Origin of the sequence: Sphingomonas sp. ID0503 (assembly GCF_048565625.1) — a bacterium.
In the GTDB taxonomy this organism is placed as follows: Bacteria; Pseudomonadota; Alphaproteobacteria; order Sphingomonadales; family Sphingomonadaceae; genus JBLZUR01.
In genome coordinates this window covers 1,233,715-1,256,730 of the sequence record NZ_JBLZUR010000002.1, presented here as the reverse complement: position 1 = coordinate 1,256,730, position 23,016 = coordinate 1,233,715, and the positions used below count along the sequence as shown (strand labels likewise).

Here is a 23,016-nt window from a genome sequence, read left to right as displayed (position 1 = left end):
ACGCATTTTGGGCGCGAGGTTTCCGCGAAAGGCAGTTCCTGGCGGCGCGGGCGCCGGCTCGCTTGCCTCCCCGCCCCTGCCCAGCCATAGCGCCGCCATGCACGACATCCGCCTCATCCGGACCGATCCGCAAGCCTTCGACCGGGGTCTCGCCCTTCGCGGCCTGGCACCGATGTCGGCCGATCTCCTCGCGCTCGATGCCGCCAGCCGGGAGGCGCAGACCAGCCTGCAGGTGAAGCTCGCCCGCCGCAACGAGGCGTCCAAGGCGATCGGCCAGGCCAAGGCGCAGAAGGACGAGGCCACCGCGGCCGCGCTGATGGCCGAGGTTGCCGCGCTGAAGACCGACATACCGGCGCTGGAAGGGCAGACGGCGACCCTCGCGACCGAACTCGACGCGCGTCTCGCCGCCATCCCCAACCTTCCCGACCCCGCCGTTCCCGAAGGCGCCGACGAGGACGGCAACGTCGTCGTGAAAAGCTGGGGCGAGCCGCGCAGCTTCGACTTCCCGGCGCGGGAACATGCCGACTTCGCCCCCGCTTTGGGCCTCGACTTCACCGCCGGGGCGGCGATCGCGGGCGCACGCTTCGTGGTGATGCGCGGGCAGATGGCGCGCCTCAACCGCGCGCTCGGCGCGTTCATGCTCGATCGCAACATCGACGCGGGGTTTACCGAGATCGCCCCGCCGCTGCTCGTCAAGGCTGAGGCGCTCTACGGCACCGGCCAGCTGCCGAAGTTCGCCGAGGACCTATTCCATACCACCGACGATCGCTGGCTGATCCCGACAGCCGAGGTCAGCGTGACCAACCTCGTCCGCGAGTCGATCCTTGACGAGGCGGTGCTCCCGCTGCGCTTCACCGCGCTTACCCCCTGCTTCCGGTCGGAGGCGGGTGCTGCGGGGCGCGACACACGCGGCCTGATCCGCCAGCACCAGTTCGACAAGGTAGAGATGGTCGCCATCACGCACCCCGACCGCTCGGACGAGCAACTGGAGCAGATGACGGCACAGGCGGAGTCGATCCTGGAGGCGCTCGGCCTGCCTTACCGCCGCATGCTGCTGTGCACCGGAGACATGGGCTTCGCGGCGCGCAAGACCTACGATCTGGAGGTCTGGCTGCCGGGTCAGGACCGCTATCGCGAGATTTCGAGCTGCTCGAACTGCGGCGACTTCCAGGCGCGCCGCATGGCCGCGCGCTTCCGTGCCGAGGGGGAGAAGGGCACGCGCTTCGTCCACACCCTCAACGGCTCCGCGCTGGCCGTCGGGCGCACGCTCGTCGCCGTGCTGGAGAACTATCAGCAGGCGGACGGATCGGTGATCGTGCCCGACGCGCTGCGGCCTTACACGGGCGGTCTCGACAGGCTGGTGCCGTAAGATGGGGAGCCTCGGCGCGCGAAAGTCGTTGTCGAAGGGTGACGCAGGATCGTCCTCATCCGATTGCCGTGATCGGTGCGCTGGCCGTTCAGGCGCTCATCGCGCTCGCACTTCTCCTCGAGCTCGGCATCCCTTCGGTTCCGGTTGCTCCGGCTCCCGCGCTCAAGCTCTTCCAGCTCCAGACGGACCTGCCACCCCCGCCGCCGCTCCCTGAACCCCGGAAGGATCCCGCGCCCCGGGCTGCCGCCGCACCGATCGAAAGGATCGTACCGGTGGTCGCCCTCCCCTCTCCGACGGTGGTTCATACGGTGCCGATTGCCGCCGACGGCTCCGCGCTGTCAGGCGCAGGAAGCGGAACCGGCAGCGGCGGCGCCGGATCTGGCGGCGGAGGCGGCATCGCCGAGCCTGCCCGCCAGATCGCCGGCGACTTCCGCAACGGCGACTTTCCGCGTTCTGCGCGGGATCTCGGCGACGTGAGCCTCGACGTCGCCTTTCTCGTCGGCGCGGACGGTGACGTATCCGACTGCACCGTCACGCGGTCCAGTGGTCATTCGAATATCGATACCATGACATGCCGCGTCATCACCAAGCGCTTCCGCTTCGCCCCGGCTCGCAGCGCAAGCGGCGAACCCGTCTCGCAGCTTATCCGAGAGACGGAGGAATGGTCGCTGGTCAAATGATTGTAAACAAGTGCAACGATCCGCAGTAAGGATTTGCGCGTCGCACTTTACATACCTAGCGGTAGTGTAACGATCTCGCGAAACCGCCACTTATGACCATGATTTTGCTAGTAGAAGACGAAGTGATGCTCGCCAGCGTGATGCAGGCGTCGCTGGAGGATGGCGGCTTCAGCGTGGCTTGGCTCGGCGATGGCGAGAGCGCGATCCGCGCGCTTGAGGACTCGATCGACAGCATCTCGGCGCTCCTCACCGATATTCGCCTGCCCGACGAGATCACCGGCTGGGACATCGCGCGACGCGCCCGCGCGCTTCGCCCCGATTTGCCTGTCATCTACATGTCGGGCGACAGCGCGAGCGCATGGACCGCGCATGGCGTCCCGCGCAGCATCATGCTCCAGAAGCCGTTTGCGTCCGCCCAGCTGGTCACCGCGATCGCCTCGCTCCTGAACGAAGCGGCCGCTTACTGATCTACCTGGGGCGGAACGGACGCAGGCGGTCGACAAACCGTTGTCTTCACGATCGCCCCCGCTGAGTCCGGATCGATCAGTTCGAAACGCCGGGCAGCAGGCCCGATCGCCACGGTGCTCGCCGCATCCTTGACCGTCTTCTGTCGAGTCTCGCGATCGATCGACAACGTGTTCGACTCGCAGCGGATCTTCCACAACTGATTGATGATCTGCTTGTAACTCGCGACTTCGGTCAGGTCCGTCCGGATCCACGCTTGGGCGAGATCGCCCATCCTGGCGACGCTCTCATTGTCGATGAAGATGCGCGCGCCGTCGTCCCCCTCCGCGACGAGCTGCCAATCCGCGGCACTTGCCGGGACAGCGACCAGCGCGATCAGCGCCCCGGAAAACCAGCCTATGGTGACGATGCTCATCAGTTCCCCCTGCCAAGCGCCGGCAGCGCAGGGGATCAGGCTTAGACGAGTCCGGTCTCTCCAGACGAGCGGTTTTTGGTGGCTGAGCGCAAGGCATGCCCCGCCAGACCGAAGCCGACGATCAGCTGCGCCCAGGTGGCGGTCTCCGGCACGGCACCGATGTTCGCAGGTACGTTCCCGACCGGATCGAGCGGAACATTGCCGTTCCTGCTACGAGGGACGGCGGTGGCGACCCGTGTCGCAGCTGCGGGCACCGCCGCAACCGGAGCCGGGTCCACCAGGGCCAGGGGCGCATTACCTACGGTGGGCATATCCCCGGCGCTCTGCTGGCAGGGGGCCGCGCCGGCTGGTCTGACGCGCGTCTTCGGCGCGGCATAGGCACGCGGCCCGGTCGCCTTGTGGACGGCCTGACGCACCTGCGGCACGGCGGCCGTCAGAGCCCCTGTGCCCGCGACCGGGCACACGCACGCGGCAACCAGTTTGGTGGTCTTCGATGCCAAGAGAGAGCGTATCATATCTGTATTCCGGCGCTGCTTCGAAAGCCGTCATACGAGGGGATCGGTAAAGACAAACCGAAGCCCCTGATCGCGTCACACTCGTTTACAGTGGGTCGTCTTCGATCGTCAGAGGCAGTCTTACCGTGAACGTCGTGCCGACACCTTCGCGACTGTCGCAGGTGATCATACCCCCATGCCGTTCCACGACACTCTTCACGAAGGCGAGGCCGAGGCCCACGCCGCCGACGCGTCCGACATGCTGGGGCAACCGGCTGAACGGCTGAAACAAGCTCGACAGCCGGTCCGCCGGGATGCCCTCGCCCTGATCCGTGATCGAACAGACCGCCCATTCGCCATCGGCCTCGACGACGCAGGTCACGCGTGTACCCTTATGGCCGTATTTGATGGCGTTGCCCATCAGATTGGTCAGCATCCTCCCAAGGAGCGAGCGGTCTCCCGCGACCAGGACGTCCTCCCCGTCGCCGGTCACGTCGATGGCCATCGTGCGCTGATTGGCATTTGGCCAGAGGTCGTCCGCGGCCTCGATGACGAGGTCGAAAAGGTTGAGAACCTCGCGCTGGTAGCTCGCCGACTGGGCGCGGGCGAGCATCACGAAGTCGTCGGCCAGCTTCAGCGTCCGCCGCGCATAGCGCGCGACACGCCGTTTCAGGGTCTGCTCGTCGGTTGCCGGCGAAGATTGGTCGAGCAAAGAGAGGATGGCGGCCTGTGGCGATCGCATGTCGTGGGTGAGCAGTTCCATGACCTGCTCGCGCTGCCGCGTGGCGACCTTCATCTCGGTGATGTCGATCAGGCTGACGATCGCACCGGCGACGGTGCCGGCGGCATCGCGAAACGGCGCCGACCTGACGATATACGCCGCCCCTTGCGCCGTCGCGATCTCCTGATCGTCCTGCACCAAGCCGCGCCACTGGCTTTTCGGCGCGATCCTGACCAGGAGTTCCCCGACGGTCGTCGGCCGTTCTCCGAACAGTGACTGCATCAGGACGTCCGCGCCGGCATTCGCGACCAGGATCTTGCCGTCGGCATCGGTGACCACCGTCACGTCGGGAAGGCCGCGGACGACGTCGTCGAAGAAATGGCGCAAGGTTCGGACCCGGTCGATCGCGCCGTGCAGCAAAGCCGATTGTCGCGCGATCGGGTCACCGACCGATGCAACCATGGGGCTCGTGGTCGGCAACGGATCATGCTCCTCCGCGAGGCGCCCAAGTTCGCTCACGAAGTAGCCGTTCACCGCAGCGAGTCGTCGCCAGGCCCAGAGGGGATAGAGGAATGCGAGGCCGATGAGCGCCGGCGACGGCGGCAGCCAGATGCCACCGTACCAGAGCAGGCTCACCGAACCCATGATCGTGGCGCCACCGAGGAGGATCCCGGCAAGCAGATTGCTTCGCGGCGAGAGCATGAGAAAGCCGGCGAGCAGCAGCGCAACCGGAAGAAGCGCGCCCACGTAGCGGAGCCACAGGGGGGCCGCCGTGATCGTCCGATCGGCCAAGAGTGCATTCAGGGCGTTGGCGTGGATCTCGACACCCGGCATCACGCCGTGCCGGCCCGAGACCGGATACAGATCGCCCGACCCGGCCGCCGTACTGCCGACCAGAACGATCTTCCCCGCCAGAAAGCTTGCCGGCACCTCGCCCCTAAGAACGCTGGCGTAAGAGATGCTTCGGAACGTACCCGGCGGGCCGGCGAAGGGCAGCATCACCGTCCGGGTTCGACTGAGTGTAGCGGCAGGAAGCGGCGTTCCCGAAGCCCGATCGAATGCCGGTGATGACCGCCCGGCTTCCTTGCGGTAGATCGACTCCGCGAGATCGATCGCATTTCGCGCCTTCGATCCTTCGAGGAGAGACACACCACGGACCACTCCGTCCGGATCGAACGACAGGTTCACGTGATCGAGCGCCGCAGCGGCGGATGCGATGGCCGGCACCGGGGGTATGAGATCGAAGGCCTGCCCGTTCGATCCCGGCACCTGGAAGTAGACCGGCAGATGCACATCGCCGTTCCGCCTCATCGCTCCGGCCAGTGCGTCGTCGCCGCGCCCTGACGAAGGGTCGATGAACAGCACGTCATAGCCCACGCGCTTCACACCCGCCTTCGTCAACCTGTCGATCAGTTCGGCATGCACCTCCCGCGGCCAGGGCCAGCGACCGATCCGCCTGATGCTGTCATCGTCGATGGCAACGATCACGATCCGGTCGGATGGCGGCAATGCCGCAGAGCTGACGAGCCTGTCGTAGACGAACGTGTCCATGCGGAACGTCGACCATGCCTGAACGAGATAGATCACGAGCCCGCAGGTGATCATCGCGGCCATCAGCCATTCGAGGATCAGCCGGTTACGCATCTAGGGTCTGGAGGTGTTCGCCCTTGTCACTCCGGCTGAGCACCTGCCGCCGGTTCGATCCTCTCCAGGCGGTAGCCGAAGCTGTACACCGGCGAGAGGCGGAAGCCCTGGTCCGGGCGCAGACCGAGCTTCGTCCTGACCCGCGAGATATGCGCGTCGAGCGTGCGGGTGGGCAGGTCCGGGTTCCTCCCCCACACCTTCTCCAGCAGATAAGCCCGCGAAAGCGGCCGGTGCATGTTCTGGAAGAGGAGCAGGCTGAGCGCGAACTCCTTTGCCGTCAGTACCACGCGCTCGCCGGCGATCGTCAGCATGTCTCCAGCGGGATCGAAGACATAGTCGTCGAAGGTCTCCACCGCGCCGGTGGCGGCGGGATAGTTCCGACGCAGCAGCGCGCCGACCCTCGCCAGCATCTCCTGCGGGCGGATGGGCTTCACCACATAATCGTCGGCCCCGGCCTCCAGCGCGGCGACGATGTCCCCCTCCTCGCTCCGGCTGGTGACGAAGATCGTCGGCGGAACGGCCTCCAGATTGGCGCGCGCCTTCTTCAACGCCTCCAGACCGGTCCCGTCCGGCAGCATCCAGTCCATGACCAGAAGATCAAACGTTTCGCGCTGCAGCCAGGTCTGGAAGGCGCGCGTGGTGGGGAAGACGTGACAGTTGTGGCCGGCGCCCGTCAGCAGCTGAGACATCTGGGCCGCGAGCGGCGGCTCGTCTTCCAGGATCGCAATCCGCATCTCTGTCTGCTCCCGGACCTAGGCGGCGACCGCACTCATTTGCCGCCCTGTCGGACTTTGCAACATGAAACGTCGCCAGCACCCAATGGGCCTGGAGCCCGCCCGCTCAGAGGAGCGGCGCGACCTTGCCGTACGCGCCCTTGTGGAAGAGGAGCGGCGTGCCGGGGTGGTGAATGTCGAGAGAGTGCACCTCGCCGATGACGATGTAGTGATCGCCCGCCTCGTGCTTGGCGTAGAAGGAGCAGTCGATCCAGGCGAGCGCACCGTCGATGATCGGCGCGCCACGCTCGGAATAGTGATGCGGCACGCCGTCGAACTTGTTCGGGTCCTTGGAGGCGAGCGTGCGACAGAGCGGCTCCTGGCTGTCCGCCAGCACGTTCACGCAGAACCCGTCGCAAGCCTCGATCTTCGGCCAGCTCGATGAACCCTTGTCCGGGAAAAAGGCGACGAGCGGCGGATCGAGTGAGACCGAGGTGAAGGAGCCGACGATCATCGCCGCCGGCGTTCCGTCCTTCTGCATGCCGGTAATCGCGCATACGCCCGTCGGATAGTGCCCGAGGATCTGCCGGAAGCTTGCCACGTCCTTCACCGATGTCATGATTGCGCCGGGACCTTCCATACGAGCGGCACATTCTCGACCGCAGCTACGATGCCGGCGTGATAGATCGGTGTTGCGCCTTCTTCCAAGAGGAAACGGGCTGCTGTGACCGTTCTAGAAATATGGTCGCGCCGCTCGGACCGGATCGATTGCGGGCACGACCCGTTCCCGAGGCGATGGGCACGGCACTTGAGGCAGGCTTTTGGGGCTTGGTGGGCGGGTCGGCGCTCCTGCTGGGCGCGACCGTCGCCTATGTCGCCCAGCTTCCCCAGCGCCTGATCGCAGCCATAATGGCGATCGGCTCCGGCGTCCTGATCTCGGCTGTCGCCTTCGATCTGATGGACGAAGCTTATCAACGCGGCGGTTTCGACTCGACGTCCGCCGGGTTCCTGGGTGGAGCGGTCGCCTATACCCTGGCAAACGTCGTCGTCTCGCGGGCGGGCGCGAAACACAGGAAGCGTTCAGGCTCGAACGCGGCAGAAAGCCAGGCCCCGGCGGATAGCGGTTCCGGCCTCGCGATCGCGATCGGCGCGCTGCTCGACGGCATACCGGAGTCGGTGGTCATCGGCGTCAGCCTGCTCCAGGGCACCGGCGTCAGCCTTGTCACGGTTGCGGCCGTATTCCTGTCGAACGTGCCGGAAGGCCTCTCCAGTGCAGCCGGCATGAAGAAGGCGGGACACGGCCCTGCCTATGTTTTCGGCGTCTGGGGCGGCATCGCCCTCCTCTCCGGAATCGCGGCGCTCGTCGGCAACGTCTGCCTGGCTGGTGCCAGTCCCGACGTCATCGCGGGGACCACCGCCGTCGCAGCCGGCGCGATCCTGGCGATGCTCGTGGACACCATGATCCCCGAAGCGACCGAGGAGACGCACGAATATTCGGGACTGATCACGGTGGGAGGGTTCTTGCTGGCGTTCATCCTGTCGAAACTCGGCGTATGATTTGTGGCGTGAGGACCGATCAGTTGGCGGTCCAGCCGCCATCCACGAGCATGTCGGCACCGGTGATATAGGACGCCGCGTCGGAACAGAGGAACGCCACCATCTCGGCCTCTTCCTCCGGCAGGCCGGCGCGATCGAACATCGTGGTGCCCATCATCATCCGGCGGGTCTCCGGATCCTTGAGGCTCTCCGCGTTGAGCGAGGTCTCGACAAGGCCGGGGTGAAGCGCGTTCACCCGGATGTTATACTGGCGATAGTCCCAGGCGCAGACCTTGGTGAACATGCGCACCGCCGACTTGCTCGCCGAATACATCGAAAGCTGCGGGAACAGCGCCTTCATCGCACTTGCCGAGCCGACATTGACGATGGACCCGCCCGCCGCCTTCATCGCCGGCAGTACCGCGCGACAGCCGAGGAACACCGCCTTGAAGTTCACGCCGAAGACGAACTCGTAATCCTCGACGGTCGTCTCTTCGACGGATTTCACGACCGCCACGCCGGCATTGTTCACCAGCCCGTCGATGCGGCCGTGCTTCGCCGTCACCTGCTCGATGATCGACGTCCACTTCGCCTCGGACGTGACGTCATGTCGCAGGAACTCCGCCTGACCGCCGTCTGCCCGGATCGACGCCGCCGTTTCTTCGCCCCCCGCGTCGACATCGGTCAGGATCACGGTCCCTCCCCGCGAGGCGATCAACCGCGAATGGGCGGCCCCCATGCCCTTTGCGCCGCCGGTGATCAGCACCACCTTGTGCGTCATCGACAGCTTGTCGAAACCCGCCATGATCCTCTCCCTTGTCTTGTTTGATTACTGGCCGAGCGCGAGGCCGATCGTGGCGACCGTCGTCCCGATGCTCCAGCCGCCATCCACCAGATAGGCCTGGCCGGTGACGTAGCTGGCATCGTCGCTCGCCAGGAAATGGACCATTGCGGCGATCTCGTCGGGCTCGCCGATGCGCCCGAGCGGCGACAGCACCTTCATCGCCTTGTCGAGCGCATCGCCATTGACCGCCACCGCCAACGGCGTGCGCACCCCGCCGGGGCAGACGGCGTTGACCCGAATCCCACGCGGGCCGAGTTCGATCGCCGCCGTCTGGGTAGCGGCGACCACCGCCGCTTTAGACATAGCGTATTCGCCCCAGCCGGGTGTTCCGCGAATACCCGAGAGCGACGCGGTGTTGATGATCGATCCCCCGGCCTCCATCCGCTTCGCCGCCTCGCGGATGCCGGAAAGCGCGCTCAATGAATTGACCTGAAAATAGCGCTCGGCCCGCGCGAGATCGGCCGAGGCGATTTCGTGCACATTGGCGACAGCGGCATTGCTGACGAGGATGTCGAGGCGACCATGTTTCTCGACCGCATGGTCCAGCAAGGCCGCGATCTCCGCCTCCTGCGAGACATCGGTCCGGCGGAAGTCGCAGTCCCATTCAGCGGCTTGCGCTGCGGCATCGGTCAGGTCAGCGATGACGACGGCCGCGCCCGCCTTGCGCAAGCGCTGGGCGATCGCCGCGCCGATGCCGGACGCACCGCCGGTGACCACCGCCACCTTGCCCGAAAGATCGAAGAAACCCGCCATCACGCCGCCTCCGCCAGATGCCGCGCGGCGATGTAGCCGAAGGTCATCGCCGGCCCCAGGCTGGAGCCGCCGCCCGGATAACGCCCGCGCATGATCGTGTTGTTGTCGAGCCCCGCCGCATAGAGGCCGGGGATCGGATTGCCGTCCTTGCCGACCACCTGCGCCTTGGCGTTGGTGTCGAGCCCGGCCAGCGTGCTGAGGTCGCTCGGCCGCACTTCGAGCGCGTAGAACGGGGCCTTGCGCAGCGCGCCCAATGCCGGGTTCGGCTTGTGCGTGGCATCCCCCATGAAGGCCGAATAGTAATTGTCGCCGCGGCCGAAATCCGGATCCTTGCCCGCATCGGCATAGCCGTTGAAGTCGGCAACAGTCTTTTCCAACGCTGCCGGATCGAGCCCGATCTTGGCGGCCAGCGCGCCGATCGTCGGCGCTTCGAAGACATAGCCCTTCTTCACCCACGGCTTGGGGCTGAACGGGGCGGGCTTGACCATGCCGAGGCCGTATTTGGAAACAGCCTCGCTATCGGCGATCTGCCAGATCTTGGTGACGCCCTTCTCCGCCGTCGTCTCGCCGAAGTTCTGGTAGTGGAAGCTTTCATCGACAAAGCGCTTGCCGTCCCGCGCATCCACCATGATCTGCCCCGGGCAATGCCGGTCGAAGGCGAGCGAGGGGAACTTGGCGAGCGTGCCGTCATCGCGCTTCATCGCCGAAGCCGGCACCCAGATGCCGTTCGCCGCATTCGTCTCGTTGATGGTGCCGCCCACGGCCGTGCCCATGTTCACGCCGTCGCCCTGCGATCCCTCGGGCTGCAGCGACCAGCCGTCATCGGCCTGCTTGACATACTTGCGCCGCATCTCGGCATTCGCGCCGAAGCCGCCGCTCGCGAGCACCACGCCGCGCGCTGCGGAGGCGACCTCCTCCTTGCCGTTCCGTTCGAAGGTGACACCGGTGACCCGGTCACCCTCCGTCACCAGGCTGCGGGCGCGGGCGTTGTTGATCAGTTCGACGCCTGCATCCCGCGCAGACTTCAGCAAGCGCCCCGCAAGCGCATTGCCGTTCGCGAGGTGCTTGCCCCGCGATCCCTTGACGCGGTCGAGCGCGTAGCGGCCCACGCGGCGGAGCGCCCAGAGCGCCTCGCCGACGCCGCTGCTCCACCGCTGCAGGCGGTAGGCATCGGCGGGGCTGACCTGCATGCTGTGGAACAGGCCCATTTCCGGGATCGGCGGACGCAGCCGCTCGAAATCCGCACCCAATCGCCCGCCATCATAGTCGGCCGTCAGCAGGCACCGTCCCGTCTTCCACCCGGGCGCGCCGGGCGAGTAATCAGGAATCGTGCTGGCGGCGAGGAGGACTTCGGTATTCGCCTCCATGTAGCGCAACATTTCCGGTGCCTTGTCGAGATACGTCTCGATCTTTTCCGCGTCGTAGAAGTTGCCGAGGACGGATTGCAGATAAGCCTGCGCTTCCTCCTTCGTGTCCGAGACGCCGAGCTCCGGCTGATGATGATTGGCGGGAATCCACACGCCGCCGCCCGAAAAGGCCGTCGTTCCGCCAAACACCGACGTCGCCTCCAGCAGCACGACTTTCAGGCCGGAGCGCGCAGCGACGATCGCCGCCGTCATCCCCGCAGCGCCCGATCCGACAACCACCACATCCGCCTGCATAACGCTCTCCACAAGAATCAGTCCGTATTCTAGCGTGGCTGGGATCAGCCCGGCCGCAATCCGCCATCGACGATGATCTCCGCGCCGGTGACGTAGCTCGCCTCGTCCGAGCAGAGGAACAGTGAGCAGTTCGCGACCTCCTCAGGTATCCCGATGCGCTTCATCGGGATGGAGGTGCGGATCATCTCGCGCTCATCCGGCAGCATCGTATCCAGCTGCGGCGTGTCGATCATGCCCGGGTAGATTGAATTCACCCGCACGCCGAGGGCGGCATATTCCTGCGCCGCGGCCTTGCTCATCATCCTGACGGCCCCCTTCGCGGCGTGAAAGGACAGGCAGGTCACGGTCGCCATGATCCCGAGGATCGAGGAGATGTTGACGATCGCGCCGTTTCCACTCGCGCGCAGATGGGGCATCACCGTCCGCATCCCCAGCCAGGTGCCCATCTGGTCGATCGAGACGATGTGGTTCCACCCCTCCACCGTCTCGTCCTCGACCCCGCGCATGTGGTTAAGGCCGGCATTGTTGACGAGGGTGGTCACCCCGCCGAACCGCCCGACCACCGCGTTCACCGCCGCCGCCCAGCTCGCCTCCGAAGCGACGTCATGTTCCACGAACATGGCCTCGCCGCCTGCCGAGACGATCTCGGCGACGATGGCCTCGCCTGCCGCCGGACGGATGTCGGTAACCGCGACGCGCGCGCCTTCACGGGCGAAGACTCGCGCATGGGCCGCGCCGATACCGCTGCCGCCGCCGGTGATGATCGCGATCTTGCCTTGGAGCCTACCTGCCACGCGCAACTCTCCTCGTTCCGGCGCTCACTGATCGGCGCCGGTGCTTGATGTCTTACGATGTCAGCCGATCAGGCCCGGTTGAAGATCGGGGAGATCGTTCGCGTCTTGATCCGCCACGCCCCGGCCTCTTGGACGAGCACGTCCAGAATGTCCGCCACGGAGGTGGGATAAGTGTCGCGCCCCTCGTCCTCGGACCGGTACAGCGTCAGGAGCGAATGGATCGTGATCGACCCGTCCTCGCCCGCCTCGACATGCGGATGCGTGACGACGTGCCGGGTGGTGACGTGGGTCTGGGCCTGCCGCGCCGCCATTGCCGGCACAAGATCGGCGCCGGAGACAGTGCCAGGCTTCGGCGATCCCGGCCCGAACGTCAGGCTGCCGTCGCTGGCGAACAAGGCCGCAGTCTCGGCCGCGCGACCATTATCCACCAGCCAGAAGAAGCGGTCGACCACGTCCGTCGCGGCGATCCGGTCCTCGAGGGAGAGTGTGTTTACCATGTCGCTCACCGCAGCTTGATGTCGGCGAGGCCGCGCTTGCCGATATCCGGCCGGCGCTTGAGGTCGGCTTCCGGCTCACCTGCCTTCAGGCGGCGGAGAAGATCCTCCGGATCGAACTCGACGCCGATCGGGTTCTCGGCGAAGGCCTCAGAATAGAAGAACTCGGTCGCTTCTTCGACCGTGGGATAGTTGTCGACCTGCAGCTCGATCTGATTGCCGTCGGGATCGGCATAATACATCGACGTGGTCGGCCCGTGATTGATCGGGAACACCGGCTTGATGCCCAGGTCGCGCAGCCGCTCATAGGTCGCCATCAGGTCCGCGAGCGATGCGTAGGTGAAGGCGTTATGGTGGACGCCCGCGACGCCGTCCGGCTGCGGCTTGAGATCGGGGACGTTCAGGATAGCAACGCGGTGGTGCTCCTCGTCATAGGACAGGAACGCCAGGATGTCGTTCTTGAACGCCGGCACCGCTCCCAGCACCGTCTGATACCAGTTGACCAGCTCCTCGAACTTGGAGGTGCGGACCACGAAATGGGCCAGCCTCTCCGGTGAGATCACCTTGGCTTGAGCGTCGCTCCGCTCGGCAGTTTCGACCGACATGCACCCTCCGACTTATTCTAAGGCTCGGCCGCGCCGGAGCACGTCGAGTGTCATCCGGGCGCCCTGCCCGGCGTCGATATGAGGATGCGTCGCCTAAACCATTTGGTCAAGAGAGACGTGAAGCCTGCGCCCTTTCAGGTGAACACGATTTCGTAGATGAAGGCGATATTCCGCAGAATTTCGACCTCCGAGAATACGTCGCGGTTCGTCATCGCCTTGTATTCGGTCGACAGCGTGAACAGCGTGCCGCCCGCACCGATGATCAGATAGTAGAGCCGCGCCGGATCGCATTCGCGGACCGTCCCCTCGGCCTGACCACGACGGATCAGGTCACGGACAAGCGTGAAGTGCCAGCGAATGAAATTCTCGACGATCCACTCCAACCGGTGCGTCTGCTGGTTTCCCTCCGCGGTCAGGATGCGATGGATCTGCGGCTGACGGGCGGACATACGCACGAACTGGTCGATGAAGGTCGCAAGCGTATCGCGCGCGGTACGCCCGGCGCTCGCCTCAAGATTGTGCTTGATCGCCTCCGCATATTGCGTGAGCGCCGCATCCATCGTGGCGATCCACAACTGATCTTTCGACTGAAAGTGGTAGAGGACGAGCGTATGCGTCACCTCCGCGCGCTCAGCCACGGCGCGTGTGGAGGTTCCCTCGAAACCGAAGGCGCCGAAGCATTCCAGGGCCGCCTTCAGGATGCGCTCGCGGACCTCGTCGCCACGCCGGACCTTGCCTTGCCGCGTGGTCACGATCTCCGAAGCGGCCGGGCCCCCCGTGTCGACATCATCGACCAGACGCACCGCCGAACGGCCGCCGCGCGCCGGAGCTTTGGCTCCTTTGGTTTTCGCGTCAGTGCCTTGCTTTGTGACCAACACGCCATTCCTTGCCGCAAGATAAGTTCGTAGATCTATTTCCCGTAACGCCACGGCGCGCAACACGAATCACCCATGCGGGAAAGCCGTAAAGCGCTTGACGAGCCGCGGATGATCGCGCAGACAACTGACCATCTGGTTCATAATCGTTCAGGGGGATCCCCGGCCCGGCCAGGGACACGGGGAATCGACCAAGAAGTCGAGAGAGATGGATAGCGGAATGGGCAACATACTCGAAACGCCCGTGTTTATCGCGGGTGGCGGACCTGTCGGCATGACGCTGGCGCTCAACCTGGCCCGTTACGGCGTCCGGTCGATCCTTGCGGAGCGCAACCCAACCACGACGCGCCATCCGAAGATGGACCTGACCAATGCGCGCAGTATGGAGCTGTTCAAGCGGCTCGGCCTGACGGAGCAGCTGCGGGACGCCGGCGTCCCGCGTGAGAACCGCTTCGACATCCTGTGGATCACGACGCTGGCCGGGCACGAACTGCACCGCTTCGTCTATCCGTCCGCGAGCGAGAAGACCGAGATCATCCGTCGCGAGAACGACGGACATCACGCGAGCGAGGCCCCGCTGCGCGTCAGCCAGGTCCAGATCGAGCCGGTGCTCAAGAAGGCGATCGACGACAACCCGCTGATCGACGTCCGGTTCGGCACCAAGTTCGAGCGGATCGTCTCACAGGACACCGATGGCGTGACCCTCGAGATCAGCGATTCCGCGACCGGCGAGACGGAAACCGTTCGCTGCCAATATCTCGCCGGTTGCGACGGTGGCGGCAGCCGCGTCCGCCGCGCGCTCGGGATCGAGCTGGACGGCGACATGGCGGTGGCGGGCGCGCATATGGTCCATTTCCGCACCCACGCGCGGGACGTGCTGCAGCGCTGGGGCCCGGTCTATCATCTGCAGAGCGACCGCGGCACCATCATCGCCCAGAACGATCATGACATCTACACGCTGCAGGCCTGGCTGATCCCCGGTCTCGGTGTCGAGGACATGCGGCCGGAAGACGTGCTTGAAGGCTGGGTCGGGCAGAAGTTCGACTACGAGATTCTTCAGGCGAACCCCTGGACCGCGAACTTCGTGGTTGCGCAGCGTTACCGCGCGGGCCGCGCGCTTCTCGCCGGCGACAGCGCGCACCAGTACATCCCGACCGGCGGCTACGGCATGAACTCGGGCATCGCCGATGCGGCGGCCCTCTCTTGGGTGCTGGCGGCAAACGTACTCGGCTGGGGCGGCAACAAGCTGCTCGACGGCTATGAGGCGGAGCGTCTGCCGACCGCATGGTGGCACCTCGAAGCATCGCGCCGCCATATGGGCGTCCGCCTGCAAATCGGTGAGGTCTATGCGCAGGCCGGCGATCTCCTCGGCGAAGGGCCGGAGGCCGATGCGCGCCGGGCCGAGGCCGGGCGCAAGATCGAGGCGCTCGGCAATGCGGAGAACGAGAGCTGGGGCGTCGAGTTCGGCTATCGTTACGATAAGTCGCCCGTCATCTGCGCGGAGGCGAACCCGCCCGAGATCGATCCCCTCACCTACCATCCGACCACCTGGCCGGGCGCGCGCCTGCCGCACATCTTCCTTGAGGATGGCGTATCGATCCACGACAAGCTCGGCCTCTGGTTCACGCTCGTCGTGATCGATGATGCCGATACGGCCGCGATCGAGAGCGCGGCGCAGGCGCTCGGCGTTCCACTCGACGTGCTGCGGCTCGGGCGGCCCGACCTCCGCGATCTCTACGAACGCAACCTGATCCTCGTTCGGCCCGATCAGCATGTCGCCTGGCGCGGCGATGCCCTGCCGGACGATATCGACGGACTACTGAAGCACGTCACCGGGCGCTGAGGATTTGCAATGAGCAGAAGCACCAATCTCGACCCCGAAGGCTACTGCCCGGCAAGCGATCACCCGCGCTGGAACCAGAGCGTCTACTTCAACTTCTACGATCCCGCTGAGAAGACCGGCTGCTTCATTCGAGTGGGTATTCTCGAAAATCAGCGTGAGACGAACTGCTGGTTCGCCTTCTTCCGCGACGGCAAGCCGCTGTTCACGCGGATCAACATGAACCTGCCCTACACTGAAAAGCGGATCGCGGACGGGCTGGAGGTGGCGGGCATCCGCATCACCTCGCTGGAGCGGCTGCAGCGGGCAAAGGTGGAGTTCGAGCATCAGGACTTCGCCGTCGATTTGGAATGGAACGAGATCCTGCCGATGCAGGACGCGATCGACCTGACCCAGAACGGCGAGGATGACGGTTTTGCGAAGGAAATCGCGCATGTTCACATGGAGGGCACCTGCGCGGTCACCGGCACGATTCGCCTGCGCGACGGCACCGTTCTGAACATCGACGGCAAAGGCTTCCGCGACATCGCCGTTGGCCCGCGCAACTGGGACTTCATCCGTCACTATCGGCTGGCATGGCCGATCTTCGACAACGGTCTTTCGATCGTCTCCACGCACGGCACCTCGGTCGATGGGCAGCACGCATATATCCGCATGATCGGGCGGGATGGGCGCTGGACTCCGGTCACGAAGATCGAAGATCGCAACATCTACGAAGATGACGGCATGACCCTGAAGGGCATGGACTGGAAGGTCACGGGCGCGGACGGCGAAACTCACGCTTTTACCGCCAAGCGGCTCTACGTCTGGACCTTCCCCTTCGACACCTACGTCCTCACCGAGCACATGATGGAATACACGCTGGAAGACGGCACAAAAGGCTACGGTCTCGGCGAGTGCGGCTTCCGCTTCCCCTGGGCGGGCAACGGTGAGGACGAGACCGCCTGAACGACAATGACAGACGAGAGGGTACCCCGATGGCCAAGCATGTCCTGCTCGCGATGACCAACCCGCTTCCCGGCCGCGACGCCGAATATAACGACTGGTACGAGAACACCGCCTACCCGACCTACAAGTCGATCCCCGGTCTCGTACCGCTCGGCCGGTTCAAGGCGGTGGACGTGCCGCACATGTTCCCCTTCGAGATGGACAACCAGTTCCAGTACCTGTCGATGTACTATTTCGAGGCCGATGACGCGGCCGCCTTCATGGAGAAGGTCAAGGCGACCTTTGCCGATCGCCCCGAGTACAAGTTCTCGGACGATATCGACCAATCGAAATTCTTCGAGCCGATCTATGTCTCCATCGGCGACGTCAATTTCGCACCGATCGACCGCTTTGAAAACTTGAAGCGCTAGCCTCAGATCAGCGGATCGGTGACCGGTAGGCCGAGCACGAGCCGGGCATAGCTCTCGCCCGCCGTCTCGACATCCAGGAAGGCGTGCCGCGCGACGACGTTAAGGTCGCGGAAGTATCTCTGGAACGCGGCATCGTCGCGGAACGAGTTGCCGCCCACGCCGCACGCCATCTCGTTGATGCTGTCGAGGCACGATGCGGTGAGGAGCGCCGCGTGCAGCTTCATCTCGCTCCGATTGACCGGGTCGCCCGCATCGGGGCGCGCCACCATGTTCCGGGTAACCAGGGCGTCGAGCAGCGTCTCCGCATTCTGCGCCTGGACCAGCGCCTTCGCCAGCCGGATCTGTGCCGTCGCCTTCTCCGTCGCTTTCGCACCCGAGATCGTGCCCATCCGCGCCCGCGTCCGATCGAGCAGCGCGTCGGCCGCGCCGCGATGCGTACCGACGATCACCGGCATGACTTCGTTCATGGCAAAAGGCAGGAACGGGATATGGTACATCGGGTTGGCATGGAGCGCATGGCCGGCCGACCGCCCCGCCAGCGCCGGCATGAACGGGGCGGCGCGCCTGTCGGGCACGAACAGATCCTTCACCACGACATCGCAACTCGCCGTGCCGCGCATCCCCATGATGTGCCAGGTGTCGACGATCTCGACCTCGGTGCGCGGAAGGGCGAAGATCAGCAGTTCGGGCTCTCGCCCCGGCTCCACCAGCACGCCGTTCATCGTGAACCACTCGGCATGCGACGAGCCGGAGTTCCACGCCGTGCGCCCGGTCAGGCGATACCCGCCCTCCTCCCGCACGACGCCCATGATCGGCTGGGCGGCACCTGCCCCGAGCACGTAGTTTCGCGCGCCGTAGATCTCCTCCTGCCCCTCGCGCGGGAAGACCAGCAGGCGCCAGGCAGCGCCCATCAGGAACGCCGCCACCCAACCTGCGGATGGTGACGCCGCGCTGATCCGCCGCACCACCTCGGCAAAGCTGTCCAGCCCGAGTTCCAGCCCGCCATAAACCTTGGGCGCGATCGTCGCGAAGAACTCCGCATCCGTCATCGTCGCGATCAGGTCATCCGGCACCCTGCGCGCCACATCGATCTCGTCGGCGCGCGCAGCGAATACGGGCGCGAGGGTCTCGGCTCGCGCGATCAAATCCTGTTTGGTCGTCGTCATCCGTCCCCCTCCCCGGCGGCCTTGTCGGCGGCTCGGCCTCTCGACGTCAGGCGATGATCTTGATCGGTGACTCGATCAATGCCCTGAACGCCGCCAGCACCTCGGCTCCGATCGCACCGTCGATGGCGCGATGATCGAAGCTTGCGGTCGCCGTCATCACCGTGGCGGGCACCACCGCGCCATCGACCACCCAGGGGCGCTGCTCACCGGCCGCGACACCCAGGATCATGGCCTGCGGCGGATTGATCACCGGCAGCATCTCGGAAATGCCGAACATGCCAAGATTGGAGATCGAGACGGTGCCGCCCTGGTAATCCTCGGGCGTCAGCTTGCCGTCGCGGGCCTTGCCGGCGATCGCCTTTGATTCGCCCGCGATGCGGCTGACGGACTTGCTGCCGACATCGCGGAGGACCGGCGTCACCAGCCCGCCGGGGATCGCCACCGCCATCGAAACATCGACGCGGTCGAACTCGAAGAGCGTGTCGCCACCGAACTGCACGTTCGCCGCCGGGACCTCGGTCAGCGCGGCGGCCAGAGCCTTGATGAGCAGGTCGTTGACCGAGAGCTTCACGCCCGAAGCAGCCAGATCGCCGTTCAGCGTGGCGCGCAATTTCAAGAGCGGGTCGAGGTTGCAGTGCACGCTCAGGTAGAAATGCGGCACCGTCTGCTTGGAAAGGGTGAGGCGGCGCGCGATCGTCTTGCGCATCCCCGGCAGCTTGGTCGCGCGATGCGGTACGCCCTCGGGCGGCGGCAGGATCTCGGCGACAGGTGCGGTCGCGGGCGCAGTGGCCGTTAGTGCGACAGGAGCGCGGGTGTCGGTAAGGCCAAGGTCGGCCTTGACGATCCGGCCGCCAGGACCGGTTCCCTTGAGACCCGCGACTTCGATGCCACGCACCGCCGCGATCCGGGCAGCCAGCGGGCTGATCTTGACCTTGTCGGCGAGGCGGGCGTGAGGAACCTCGCGCGCTGGTGCCGGCGGTGCGGCCGCCTTGACTGGTTCGGGCACGGGTGCAGGCGCAGCCTCGGGCTGGGCCTTGGGCGCTTCCGCTTGCGGCTTGGCCTCCGGCGGGGCCTCACCCTCGTCTGCGACACGGGCGATCACAGCGCCGACCGGCACGTCCTCACTGCCCTCTGCGATCACCAGTTCGGCAACGACGCCCTCGTCCACAGCCTCGAACTCCATCGTCGCCTTGTCAGTCTCGATCTCGGCGATGAGGTCGCCCGCCTTGACACGGTCGCCCACGCCGACCAGCCATTTGGCGAGCGTGCCCTTCTCCATCGTCGGCGAGAGGGCGGGCATCATGATGTCGGTCGGCATGATCAGGCTTCCAGGAAGAGTTCGGCGGCGGCATCGACGATCGCGTCGGCGTCCAGCCGGTATTGGCGGTAGAGGTCGGGCAGGTCGCCGGTCTGGCCGAAGCGGTCGAGGCCAAGCGGGCTGACCCGCTGCCCGCGAACACCCCCGAGCCAGGACAGAGCGGACGGACTGCCGTCGATCACGGTGACGAGGCCGGCATCCGGCGCCAGCGCGCCGAGCAGCGTATCGGCATGGCAGGGCTCGGCCTTGCCGCCGTTCCACCGCACTGCCCGCCGGGCCGACCAGCCGCGATGCAGCAGATCCGGCGAGGTGACGTTGAGGAGGCCGAGGCCGGGAATGTCCTCGCTCAGCGTCTCCCACGCTTCCAGCGCTTCGGTCATAATCGCGCCGGTGGCGACGATCGCCGCCCGAGCGTCGCCACCCGGCTTCTTCAGCCAATATCCGCCAGCCAGGGCGTCGCCCCGCCAGCCATCGTCCTCACGCGCGATCTGGGCGACGCTGCGCGTGGACAGGCGCAGATAGACCGACCCGCCCACGTCCTCCTGCATATGGCCAAACGCCCATTCCATGCAGGCGGCGAGTTCATCGACAAAGGCCGGCTCAAAATAGGTGAGGCCCGGCTGGCCCATGCCGATCAGCGGCGTGTTGATCGACTGATGCGCACCACCCTCCGGCCCAAGCGTCAGCCCTGACGGCGTCGCCACCAGCAGGAAGCGCGCATCGTTGTAGCAGCCGTAATTGAGCACATCGAGGCCGCGGGCGATGAACGGATCGTAGACCGTCCCGATCGGCATCAGCCGCGTGCCGAATTGCGGCGCGGCGAGGCCGAGCGCGGTGAGCATCAGGAACAGATTATGCTCCGCAATGCCCAACTCGATATGCTGGCCGGCGCCGCCGCCCTGCCACTTCTGCGCCGACGGGATCTTGGCGCTGGCGAAGACGTCCTTCAGCTCCTGCCGCCGGAACAGCCCGCGCTGGTTCACGAACGCGCCGAGATTGGTGGAGACCGTCACGTCGGGCGAGGTGGTGACTATGCGATCGGCGAGCGGATGGCCCGATTTCGCGAGATCGAGCAGGATGCGGCCGAACGCCGCCTGGGTGGATTGTTCCGCGCCCTCCGGCGTCGGAATGGCTGGCACCGGCACCGCTTCCGCCTGCTTGTCGCCCGACCCTTGCGCCAGTGCCGATTTCTCGATGAACGCCTTCAGCTCGGCGGCTGCATTGTCGCCGAGCCCGCCGAAAGGCTCCCATTCCTGCCCTTCCGCAATGTTCAGCGTGTCGCGCAGCGCATGGATCTGCGACGGGTTCATCAACCCGGCATGGTTGTCCTTATGCCCCGCGAACGGCAGGCCATAGCCCTTGACCGTGTAGGCGATGAACATGGTCGGGCGATCGTCGCCCGAAGCACTCTCGAACGCCTCGACCAGAGAAGCCGGGCAATGCCCGCCTAGATTGGTCATCAGCTCGGCCAGATGCACGTCGTCATAGCCTTCAAGCAGCTTGGCGACCCCACGCTGCGTGCCGATGTCCGCGATCAGCCTGGTCCGCCAGGCGGCCCCGCCCTGATAGGTCAGCGCCGCGAACTCGGCATTGGGGCAGTTGTCGATCCACTCCTGCAGCGCCCGCCCGCCCGGCTTCGCGAATGCCGCCTTCTGCAGCTTGCCGTGCTTCAGCGTGATCACCCGCCAGCCGCAGGTTTCAAAGATGTCGTCGAAGCGACGGAACATCCGATCAGCGGTGGTGTGGTCCAGGCTCTGGCGGTTGTAGTCGACGATCCACCAGCAATTGCGGATGTCGTGCTTATAGCCCTCGATCAGCGCCTCGTAGATGTTGCCTTCATCCAGCTCGGCATCGCCCATCAGCGCGATCATGCGGCCCGCGTCGGCTTCGGCGATCTGGCCATGCGCGATCAGGTAATCCTGGACGAGACTTGCGAAGGCGGTGACCGCCACGCCTAGACCCACCGATCCGGTCGAGAAATCGACGGGAATCTTGTCCTTGGTCCGGCTCGGATAGCTCTGCATTCCGCCAAAGCCGCGGAAACGCTGCAACTGGTCCAGCGACTGATTGCCAAGCATGTAGTGGATCGCGTGCAGCAGCGGCCCAGCATGCGGCTTCACCGCCACCTTGTCTTGCGGGCGCAGCGCGTGGAAATACAAGGCCGACATGATCGTCGTCATCGACGCGCAGGACGCCTGATGCCCGCCGACCTTCAGCCCGTCACGGCTTTCGCGCAGGTGATTGGCGTTGTGGATCGTCCATGCGGACAGCCAACGTAGCCGCGCGTCCAGCCAGGAGAGCTGCTGGATCAGCTGCGCGCTGACCTGATCACTCGCGGTAACCGCTGCCGAGGACTTCGTAACCATTTCGGAATTCCAGATCAGGGAGAGAAGATAAAGCGCTGCGTCGGTTAACTGCCCAGACCGCTGAGATCACCGAAGGCATCGCGCACCACGATCGCATTCCAGTATTCACGAAACAGGATCATCTTGCCGTCGCGAAATTCCTGAACCGAGATGTAGGTTTGGTCGTAAACCTTGCCGTTCGGCTCGCTGTAGCCGGTATATTCGACGACAAGACGCGCCGGATCGGCGGTGGGCGTGATCCTGATGTTGGAAAACTGCACCTGCACCACATCGCAGACGACCTTGAACACGCCGGCGACCGCGTCCTTCCCCTCGACACGCGCGGGCATCCCGACGGAGGGTCCGAACGGGAACTCCATGACAACGTCGTCGTGCAGATGGTCGTACCATCCGTCCATGTCGCGGCCGAACCGCTCCATCAGTTCGGTCGCCAGCGCCACATTCGCATCGCGCAATTGCGTGTTGTCGTCAGACATTTCTGTTCCCTCCTGGAGGATTATCCGAACAGCGCCGGCGCCTGAACCAGACGCACGCCGTGCGGATAGGGCGTGTTCGGCGCGCGCGGGCTGCCGTGCAGTTCCGTCGCCATCGACACATGCGCCAGCATCAGCACCAGTTCGTACAAACGGGTTTCGGCCGGCGGCAGTGCGTCGATCGGAAAAGCCTCCAGATGCTTCATCGCGTCGGGCGCGCGGGCGAGCATAACCTCGTAGAACGCGGTGATCTCGGCCATGCTGGCGGCCTCCCGCCGGTCACGCCGCTCCTGGATCGTGCCGACGCCCCAATAGGCCTGGAACGGAGCGAGGTCTTCGAAACCTAGGGGAAGCGCATCGTCCGCCATCGAACTCTCCCTGGCGCTGGTGCGGAGCCGGACCGTCTATCGCGCCCGAGACGATCCTGCTCCA

The 23,016-nt window shown here is 65.5% G+C and carries 24 protein-coding genes; 7 read left to right on the top strand and 17 right to left on the bottom strand.

What is annotated here, in order from left to right; genetic code table 11:
- Positions 1-97: 97 nt before the first annotated feature.
- The 3 genes from serS to ACM608_RS07000 all read left to right on the top strand — a co-directional run bounded on the left by serS (position 98) and on the right by ACM608_RS07000 (position 2,516).
- Entirely contained in the window at positions 98-1,369 is a 1,272-nt protein-coding gene (serS, locus tag ACM608_RS07010; RefSeq protein ID WP_419682529.1) for a serine--tRNA ligase, read from the top strand.
- 68 nt (positions 1,370-1,437) lie between these two features.
- Complete coding sequence (locus tag ACM608_RS07005) at positions 1,438-2,049, top strand: energy transducer TonB (protein WP_419682528.1); 612 nt, start codon at positions 1,438-1,440, stop codon at positions 2,047-2,049.
- 92 nt (positions 2,050-2,141) lie between these two features.
- Positions 2,142-2,516: a response regulator gene (locus tag ACM608_RS07000; protein ID WP_419682527.1), complete on the top strand. Its 375-nt coding sequence runs from the start codon at positions 2,142-2,144 to the stop codon at positions 2,514-2,516.
- On the opposite strand, the gene ACM608_RS06995 is transcribed toward ACM608_RS07000, so the two are convergent.
- From ACM608_RS06995 to ACM608_RS06975, 5 genes are all read right to left on the bottom strand, one after another.
- Positions 2,510-2,929: a surface-adhesin E family protein gene (locus ACM608_RS06995; protein WP_419682526.1), complete on the bottom strand. Its 420-nt coding sequence runs from the start codon at positions 2,927-2,929 to the stop codon at positions 2,510-2,512. The genes ACM608_RS07000 and ACM608_RS06995 overlap by 7 nt on opposite strands.
- A 41-nt stretch (positions 2,930-2,970) precedes the next feature.
- On the bottom strand, positions 2,971-3,444 hold the full coding sequence (locus ACM608_RS06990; protein ID WP_419682525.1) for a PEPxxWA-CTERM sorting domain-containing protein: 474 nt from the start codon (positions 3,442-3,444) through the stop codon (positions 2,971-2,973).
- Between the two features lie 85 nt (positions 3,445-3,529).
- Positions 3,530-5,788, bottom strand: a complete 2,259-nt coding sequence (locus tag ACM608_RS06985) for a CHASE2 domain-containing protein (protein WP_419682524.1) — start codon at positions 5,786-5,788, stop codon at positions 3,530-3,532.
- Positions 5,789-5,814: 26 nt separating this feature from the next.
- Positions 5,815-6,522: a response regulator transcription factor gene (locus ACM608_RS06980; protein WP_419682523.1), complete on the bottom strand. Its 708-nt coding sequence runs from the start codon at positions 6,520-6,522 to the stop codon at positions 5,815-5,817.
- 106 nt (positions 6,523-6,628) lie between these two features.
- Positions 6,629-7,120 carry a flavin reductase family protein gene (locus ACM608_RS06975; protein ID WP_419682522.1) on the bottom strand — a complete coding sequence of 164 codons (492 nt, stop codon included), beginning with the start codon at positions 7,118-7,120 and terminating at the stop codon, positions 6,629-6,631.
- Between the two features lie 176 nt (positions 7,121-7,296).
- Here ACM608_RS06975 and ACM608_RS06970 point away from each other — a divergent pair, with 176 nt between their 5' ends.
- Complete coding sequence (locus ACM608_RS06970) at positions 7,297-8,058, top strand: ZIP family metal transporter (protein ID WP_419682521.1); 762 nt, start codon at positions 7,297-7,299, stop codon at positions 8,056-8,058.
- 19 nt (positions 8,059-8,077) lie between these two features.
- Here the strand turns inward: ACM608_RS06970 and ACM608_RS06965 are convergent, their stop codons facing one another.
- From ACM608_RS06965 to ACM608_RS06935, 7 genes are all read right to left on the bottom strand, one after another.
- Complete coding sequence (locus ACM608_RS06965; RefSeq protein WP_419682520.1) at positions 8,078-8,842, bottom strand: SDR family NAD(P)-dependent oxidoreductase; 765 nt, start codon at positions 8,840-8,842, stop codon at positions 8,078-8,080.
- Positions 8,843-8,866: 24 nt separating this feature from the next.
- Positions 8,867-9,634, bottom strand: a complete 768-nt coding sequence (locus tag ACM608_RS06960) for an SDR family NAD(P)-dependent oxidoreductase (protein ID WP_419682519.1) — start codon at positions 9,632-9,634, stop codon at positions 8,867-8,869.
- Positions 9,634-11,295: an FAD-dependent oxidoreductase gene (locus ACM608_RS06955; protein WP_419682518.1), complete on the bottom strand. Its 1,662-nt coding sequence runs from the start codon at positions 11,293-11,295 to the stop codon at positions 9,634-9,636. The genes ACM608_RS06960 and ACM608_RS06955 overlap by 1 nt, the downstream gene beginning before the upstream one ends.
- A 44-nt stretch (positions 11,296-11,339) precedes the next feature.
- Entirely contained in the window at positions 11,340-12,089 is a 750-nt protein-coding gene (locus ACM608_RS06950) for an SDR family NAD(P)-dependent oxidoreductase (RefSeq protein ID WP_419682517.1), read from the bottom strand.
- A 68-nt stretch (positions 12,090-12,157) separates the two neighbouring features.
- The gene (locus ACM608_RS06945) at positions 12,158-12,586 is read right to left on the bottom strand and encodes a nuclear transport factor 2 family protein (protein ID WP_419685123.1); all 429 of its coding nucleotides are present in this window, start codon (positions 12,584-12,586) and stop codon (positions 12,158-12,160) included.
- Between the two features lie 5 nt (positions 12,587-12,591).
- Positions 12,592-13,188 (bottom strand): VOC family protein, encoded by a 597-nt coding sequence (locus ACM608_RS06940; protein ID WP_419682516.1) that lies wholly within the window; start codon positions 13,186-13,188, stop codon positions 12,592-12,594.
- Between the two features lie 134 nt (positions 13,189-13,322).
- Complete coding sequence (locus ACM608_RS06935; protein WP_419685122.1) at positions 13,323-14,117, bottom strand: TetR/AcrR family transcriptional regulator; 795 nt, start codon at positions 14,115-14,117, stop codon at positions 13,323-13,325.
- A gap of 166 nt (positions 14,118-14,283) precedes the next feature.
- On the opposite strand from ACM608_RS06935, the gene ACM608_RS06930 reads away from it, so the two are divergent.
- Genes ACM608_RS06930 through ACM608_RS06920 form a run of 3 tightly spaced genes read left to right on the top strand, consistent with a single transcriptional unit; the run spans position 14,284 to position 17,261 of the window.
- A complete protein-coding gene (locus ACM608_RS06930; protein WP_419682515.1) occupies positions 14,284-15,906 on the top strand; it encodes an FAD-dependent monooxygenase in 1,623 nt (540 codons plus the stop codon).
- 9 nt (positions 15,907-15,915) lie between these two features.
- Positions 15,916-16,851, top strand: coding sequence for a DUF7064 domain-containing protein (locus ACM608_RS06925; protein WP_419682514.1), 936 nt, complete (start codon positions 15,916-15,918; stop codon positions 16,849-16,851).
- Between the two features lie 29 nt (positions 16,852-16,880).
- Positions 16,881-17,261 carry a hypothetical protein gene (locus ACM608_RS06920; RefSeq protein ID WP_419682513.1) on the top strand — a complete coding sequence of 127 codons (381 nt, stop codon included), beginning with the start codon at positions 16,881-16,883 and terminating at the stop codon, positions 17,259-17,261.
- A gap of 2 nt (positions 17,262-17,263) precedes the next feature.
- Here the strand turns inward: ACM608_RS06920 and ACM608_RS06915 are convergent, their stop codons facing one another.
- From ACM608_RS06915 to ACM608_RS06895, 5 genes are read right to left on the bottom strand one after another with little or no spacing between them, the layout of a single operon-like run.
- Positions 17,264-18,427, bottom strand: coding sequence for an acyl-CoA dehydrogenase family protein (locus ACM608_RS06915; RefSeq protein ID WP_419682512.1), 1,164 nt, complete (start codon positions 18,425-18,427; stop codon positions 17,264-17,266).
- Between the two features lie 46 nt (positions 18,428-18,473).
- A complete protein-coding gene (locus ACM608_RS06910) occupies positions 18,474-19,745 on the bottom strand; it encodes a dihydrolipoamide acetyltransferase family protein (protein WP_419682511.1) in 1,272 nt (423 codons plus the stop codon).
- 2 nt (positions 19,746-19,747) lie between these two features.
- Positions 19,748-22,111, bottom strand: a complete 2,364-nt coding sequence (locus ACM608_RS06905; RefSeq protein ID WP_419682510.1) for a transketolase — start codon at positions 22,109-22,111, stop codon at positions 19,748-19,750.
- Between the two features lie 44 nt (positions 22,112-22,155).
- Positions 22,156-22,587 carry a nuclear transport factor 2 family protein gene (locus ACM608_RS06900; protein WP_419682509.1) on the bottom strand — a complete coding sequence of 144 codons (432 nt, stop codon included), beginning with the start codon at positions 22,585-22,587 and terminating at the stop codon, positions 22,156-22,158.
- A gap of 20 nt (positions 22,588-22,607) precedes the next feature.
- On the bottom strand, positions 22,608-22,952 hold the full coding sequence (locus ACM608_RS06895) for a hypothetical protein (RefSeq protein WP_419682508.1): 345 nt from the start codon (positions 22,950-22,952) through the stop codon (positions 22,608-22,610).
- Positions 22,953-23,016 lie beyond the last annotated feature (64 nt).

Coding starts and splice junctions, on each gene's coding strand:
- serS (WP_419682529.1), top strand. CDS start 98: ATGCACGACATCCGCCTCATCCGGACCGATCCGCAAGCCTTCGACCGG.
- ACM608_RS07000 (WP_419682527.1), top strand. CDS start 2,142: ATGACCATGATTTTGCTAGTAGAAGACGAAGTGATGCTCGCCAGCGTG.
- ACM608_RS06995 (WP_419682526.1), bottom strand. CDS start 2,929: ATGAGCATCGTCACCATAGGCTGGTTTTCCGGGGCGCTGATCGCGCTG.
- ACM608_RS06990 (WP_419682525.1), bottom strand. CDS start 3,444: ATGATACGCTCTCTCTTGGCATCGAAGACCACCAAACTGGTTGCCGCG.
- ACM608_RS06985 (WP_419682524.1), bottom strand. CDS start 5,788: ATGCGTAACCGGCTGATCCTCGAATGGCTGATGGCCGCGATGATCACC.
- ACM608_RS06980 (WP_419682523.1), bottom strand. CDS start 6,522: ATGCGGATTGCGATCCTGGAAGACGAGCCGCCGCTCGCGGCCCAGATG.
- ACM608_RS06975 (WP_419682522.1), bottom strand. CDS start 7,120: ATGACATCGGTGAAGGACGTGGCAAGCTTCCGGCAGATCCTCGGGCAC.
- ACM608_RS06970 (WP_419682521.1), top strand. CDS start 7,297: ATGGGCACGGCACTTGAGGCAGGCTTTTGGGGCTTGGTGGGCGGGTCG.
- ACM608_RS06965 (WP_419682520.1), bottom strand. CDS start 8,842: ATGGCGGGTTTCGACAAGCTGTCGATGACGCACAAGGTGGTGCTGATC.
- ACM608_RS06960 (WP_419682519.1), bottom strand. CDS start 9,634: ATGGCGGGTTTCTTCGATCTTTCGGGCAAGGTGGCGGTGGTCACCGGC.
- ACM608_RS06955 (WP_419682518.1), bottom strand. CDS start 11,295: ATGCAGGCGGATGTGGTGGTTGTCGGATCGGGCGCTGCGGGGATGACG.
- ACM608_RS06945 (WP_419685123.1), bottom strand. CDS start 12,586: ATGGTAAACACACTCTCCCTCGAGGACCGGATCGCCGCGACGGACGTG.
- ACM608_RS06940 (WP_419682516.1), bottom strand. CDS start 13,188: ATGTCGGTCGAAACTGCCGAGCGGAGCGACGCTCAAGCCAAGGTGATC.
- ACM608_RS06930 (WP_419682515.1), top strand. CDS start 14,284: ATGGGCAACATACTCGAAACGCCCGTGTTTATCGCGGGTGGCGGACCT.
- ACM608_RS06925 (WP_419682514.1), top strand. CDS start 15,916: ATGAGCAGAAGCACCAATCTCGACCCCGAAGGCTACTGCCCGGCAAGC.
- ACM608_RS06920 (WP_419682513.1), top strand. CDS start 16,881: ATGGCCAAGCATGTCCTGCTCGCGATGACCAACCCGCTTCCCGGCCGC.
- ACM608_RS06915 (WP_419682512.1), bottom strand. CDS start 18,427: ATGACGACGACCAAACAGGATTTGATCGCGCGAGCCGAGACCCTCGCG.
- ACM608_RS06910 (WP_419682511.1), bottom strand. CDS start 19,745: ATGCCGACCGACATCATGATGCCCGCCCTCTCGCCGACGATGGAGAAG.
- ACM608_RS06905 (WP_419682510.1), bottom strand. CDS start 22,111: ATGGTTACGAAGTCCTCGGCAGCGGTTACCGCGAGTGATCAGGTCAGC.
- ACM608_RS06900 (WP_419682509.1), bottom strand. CDS start 22,587: ATGTCTGACGACAACACGCAATTGCGCGATGCGAATGTGGCGCTGGCG.
- ACM608_RS06895 (WP_419682508.1), bottom strand. CDS start 22,952: ATGGCGGACGATGCGCTTCCCCTAGGTTTCGAAGACCTCGCTCCGTTC.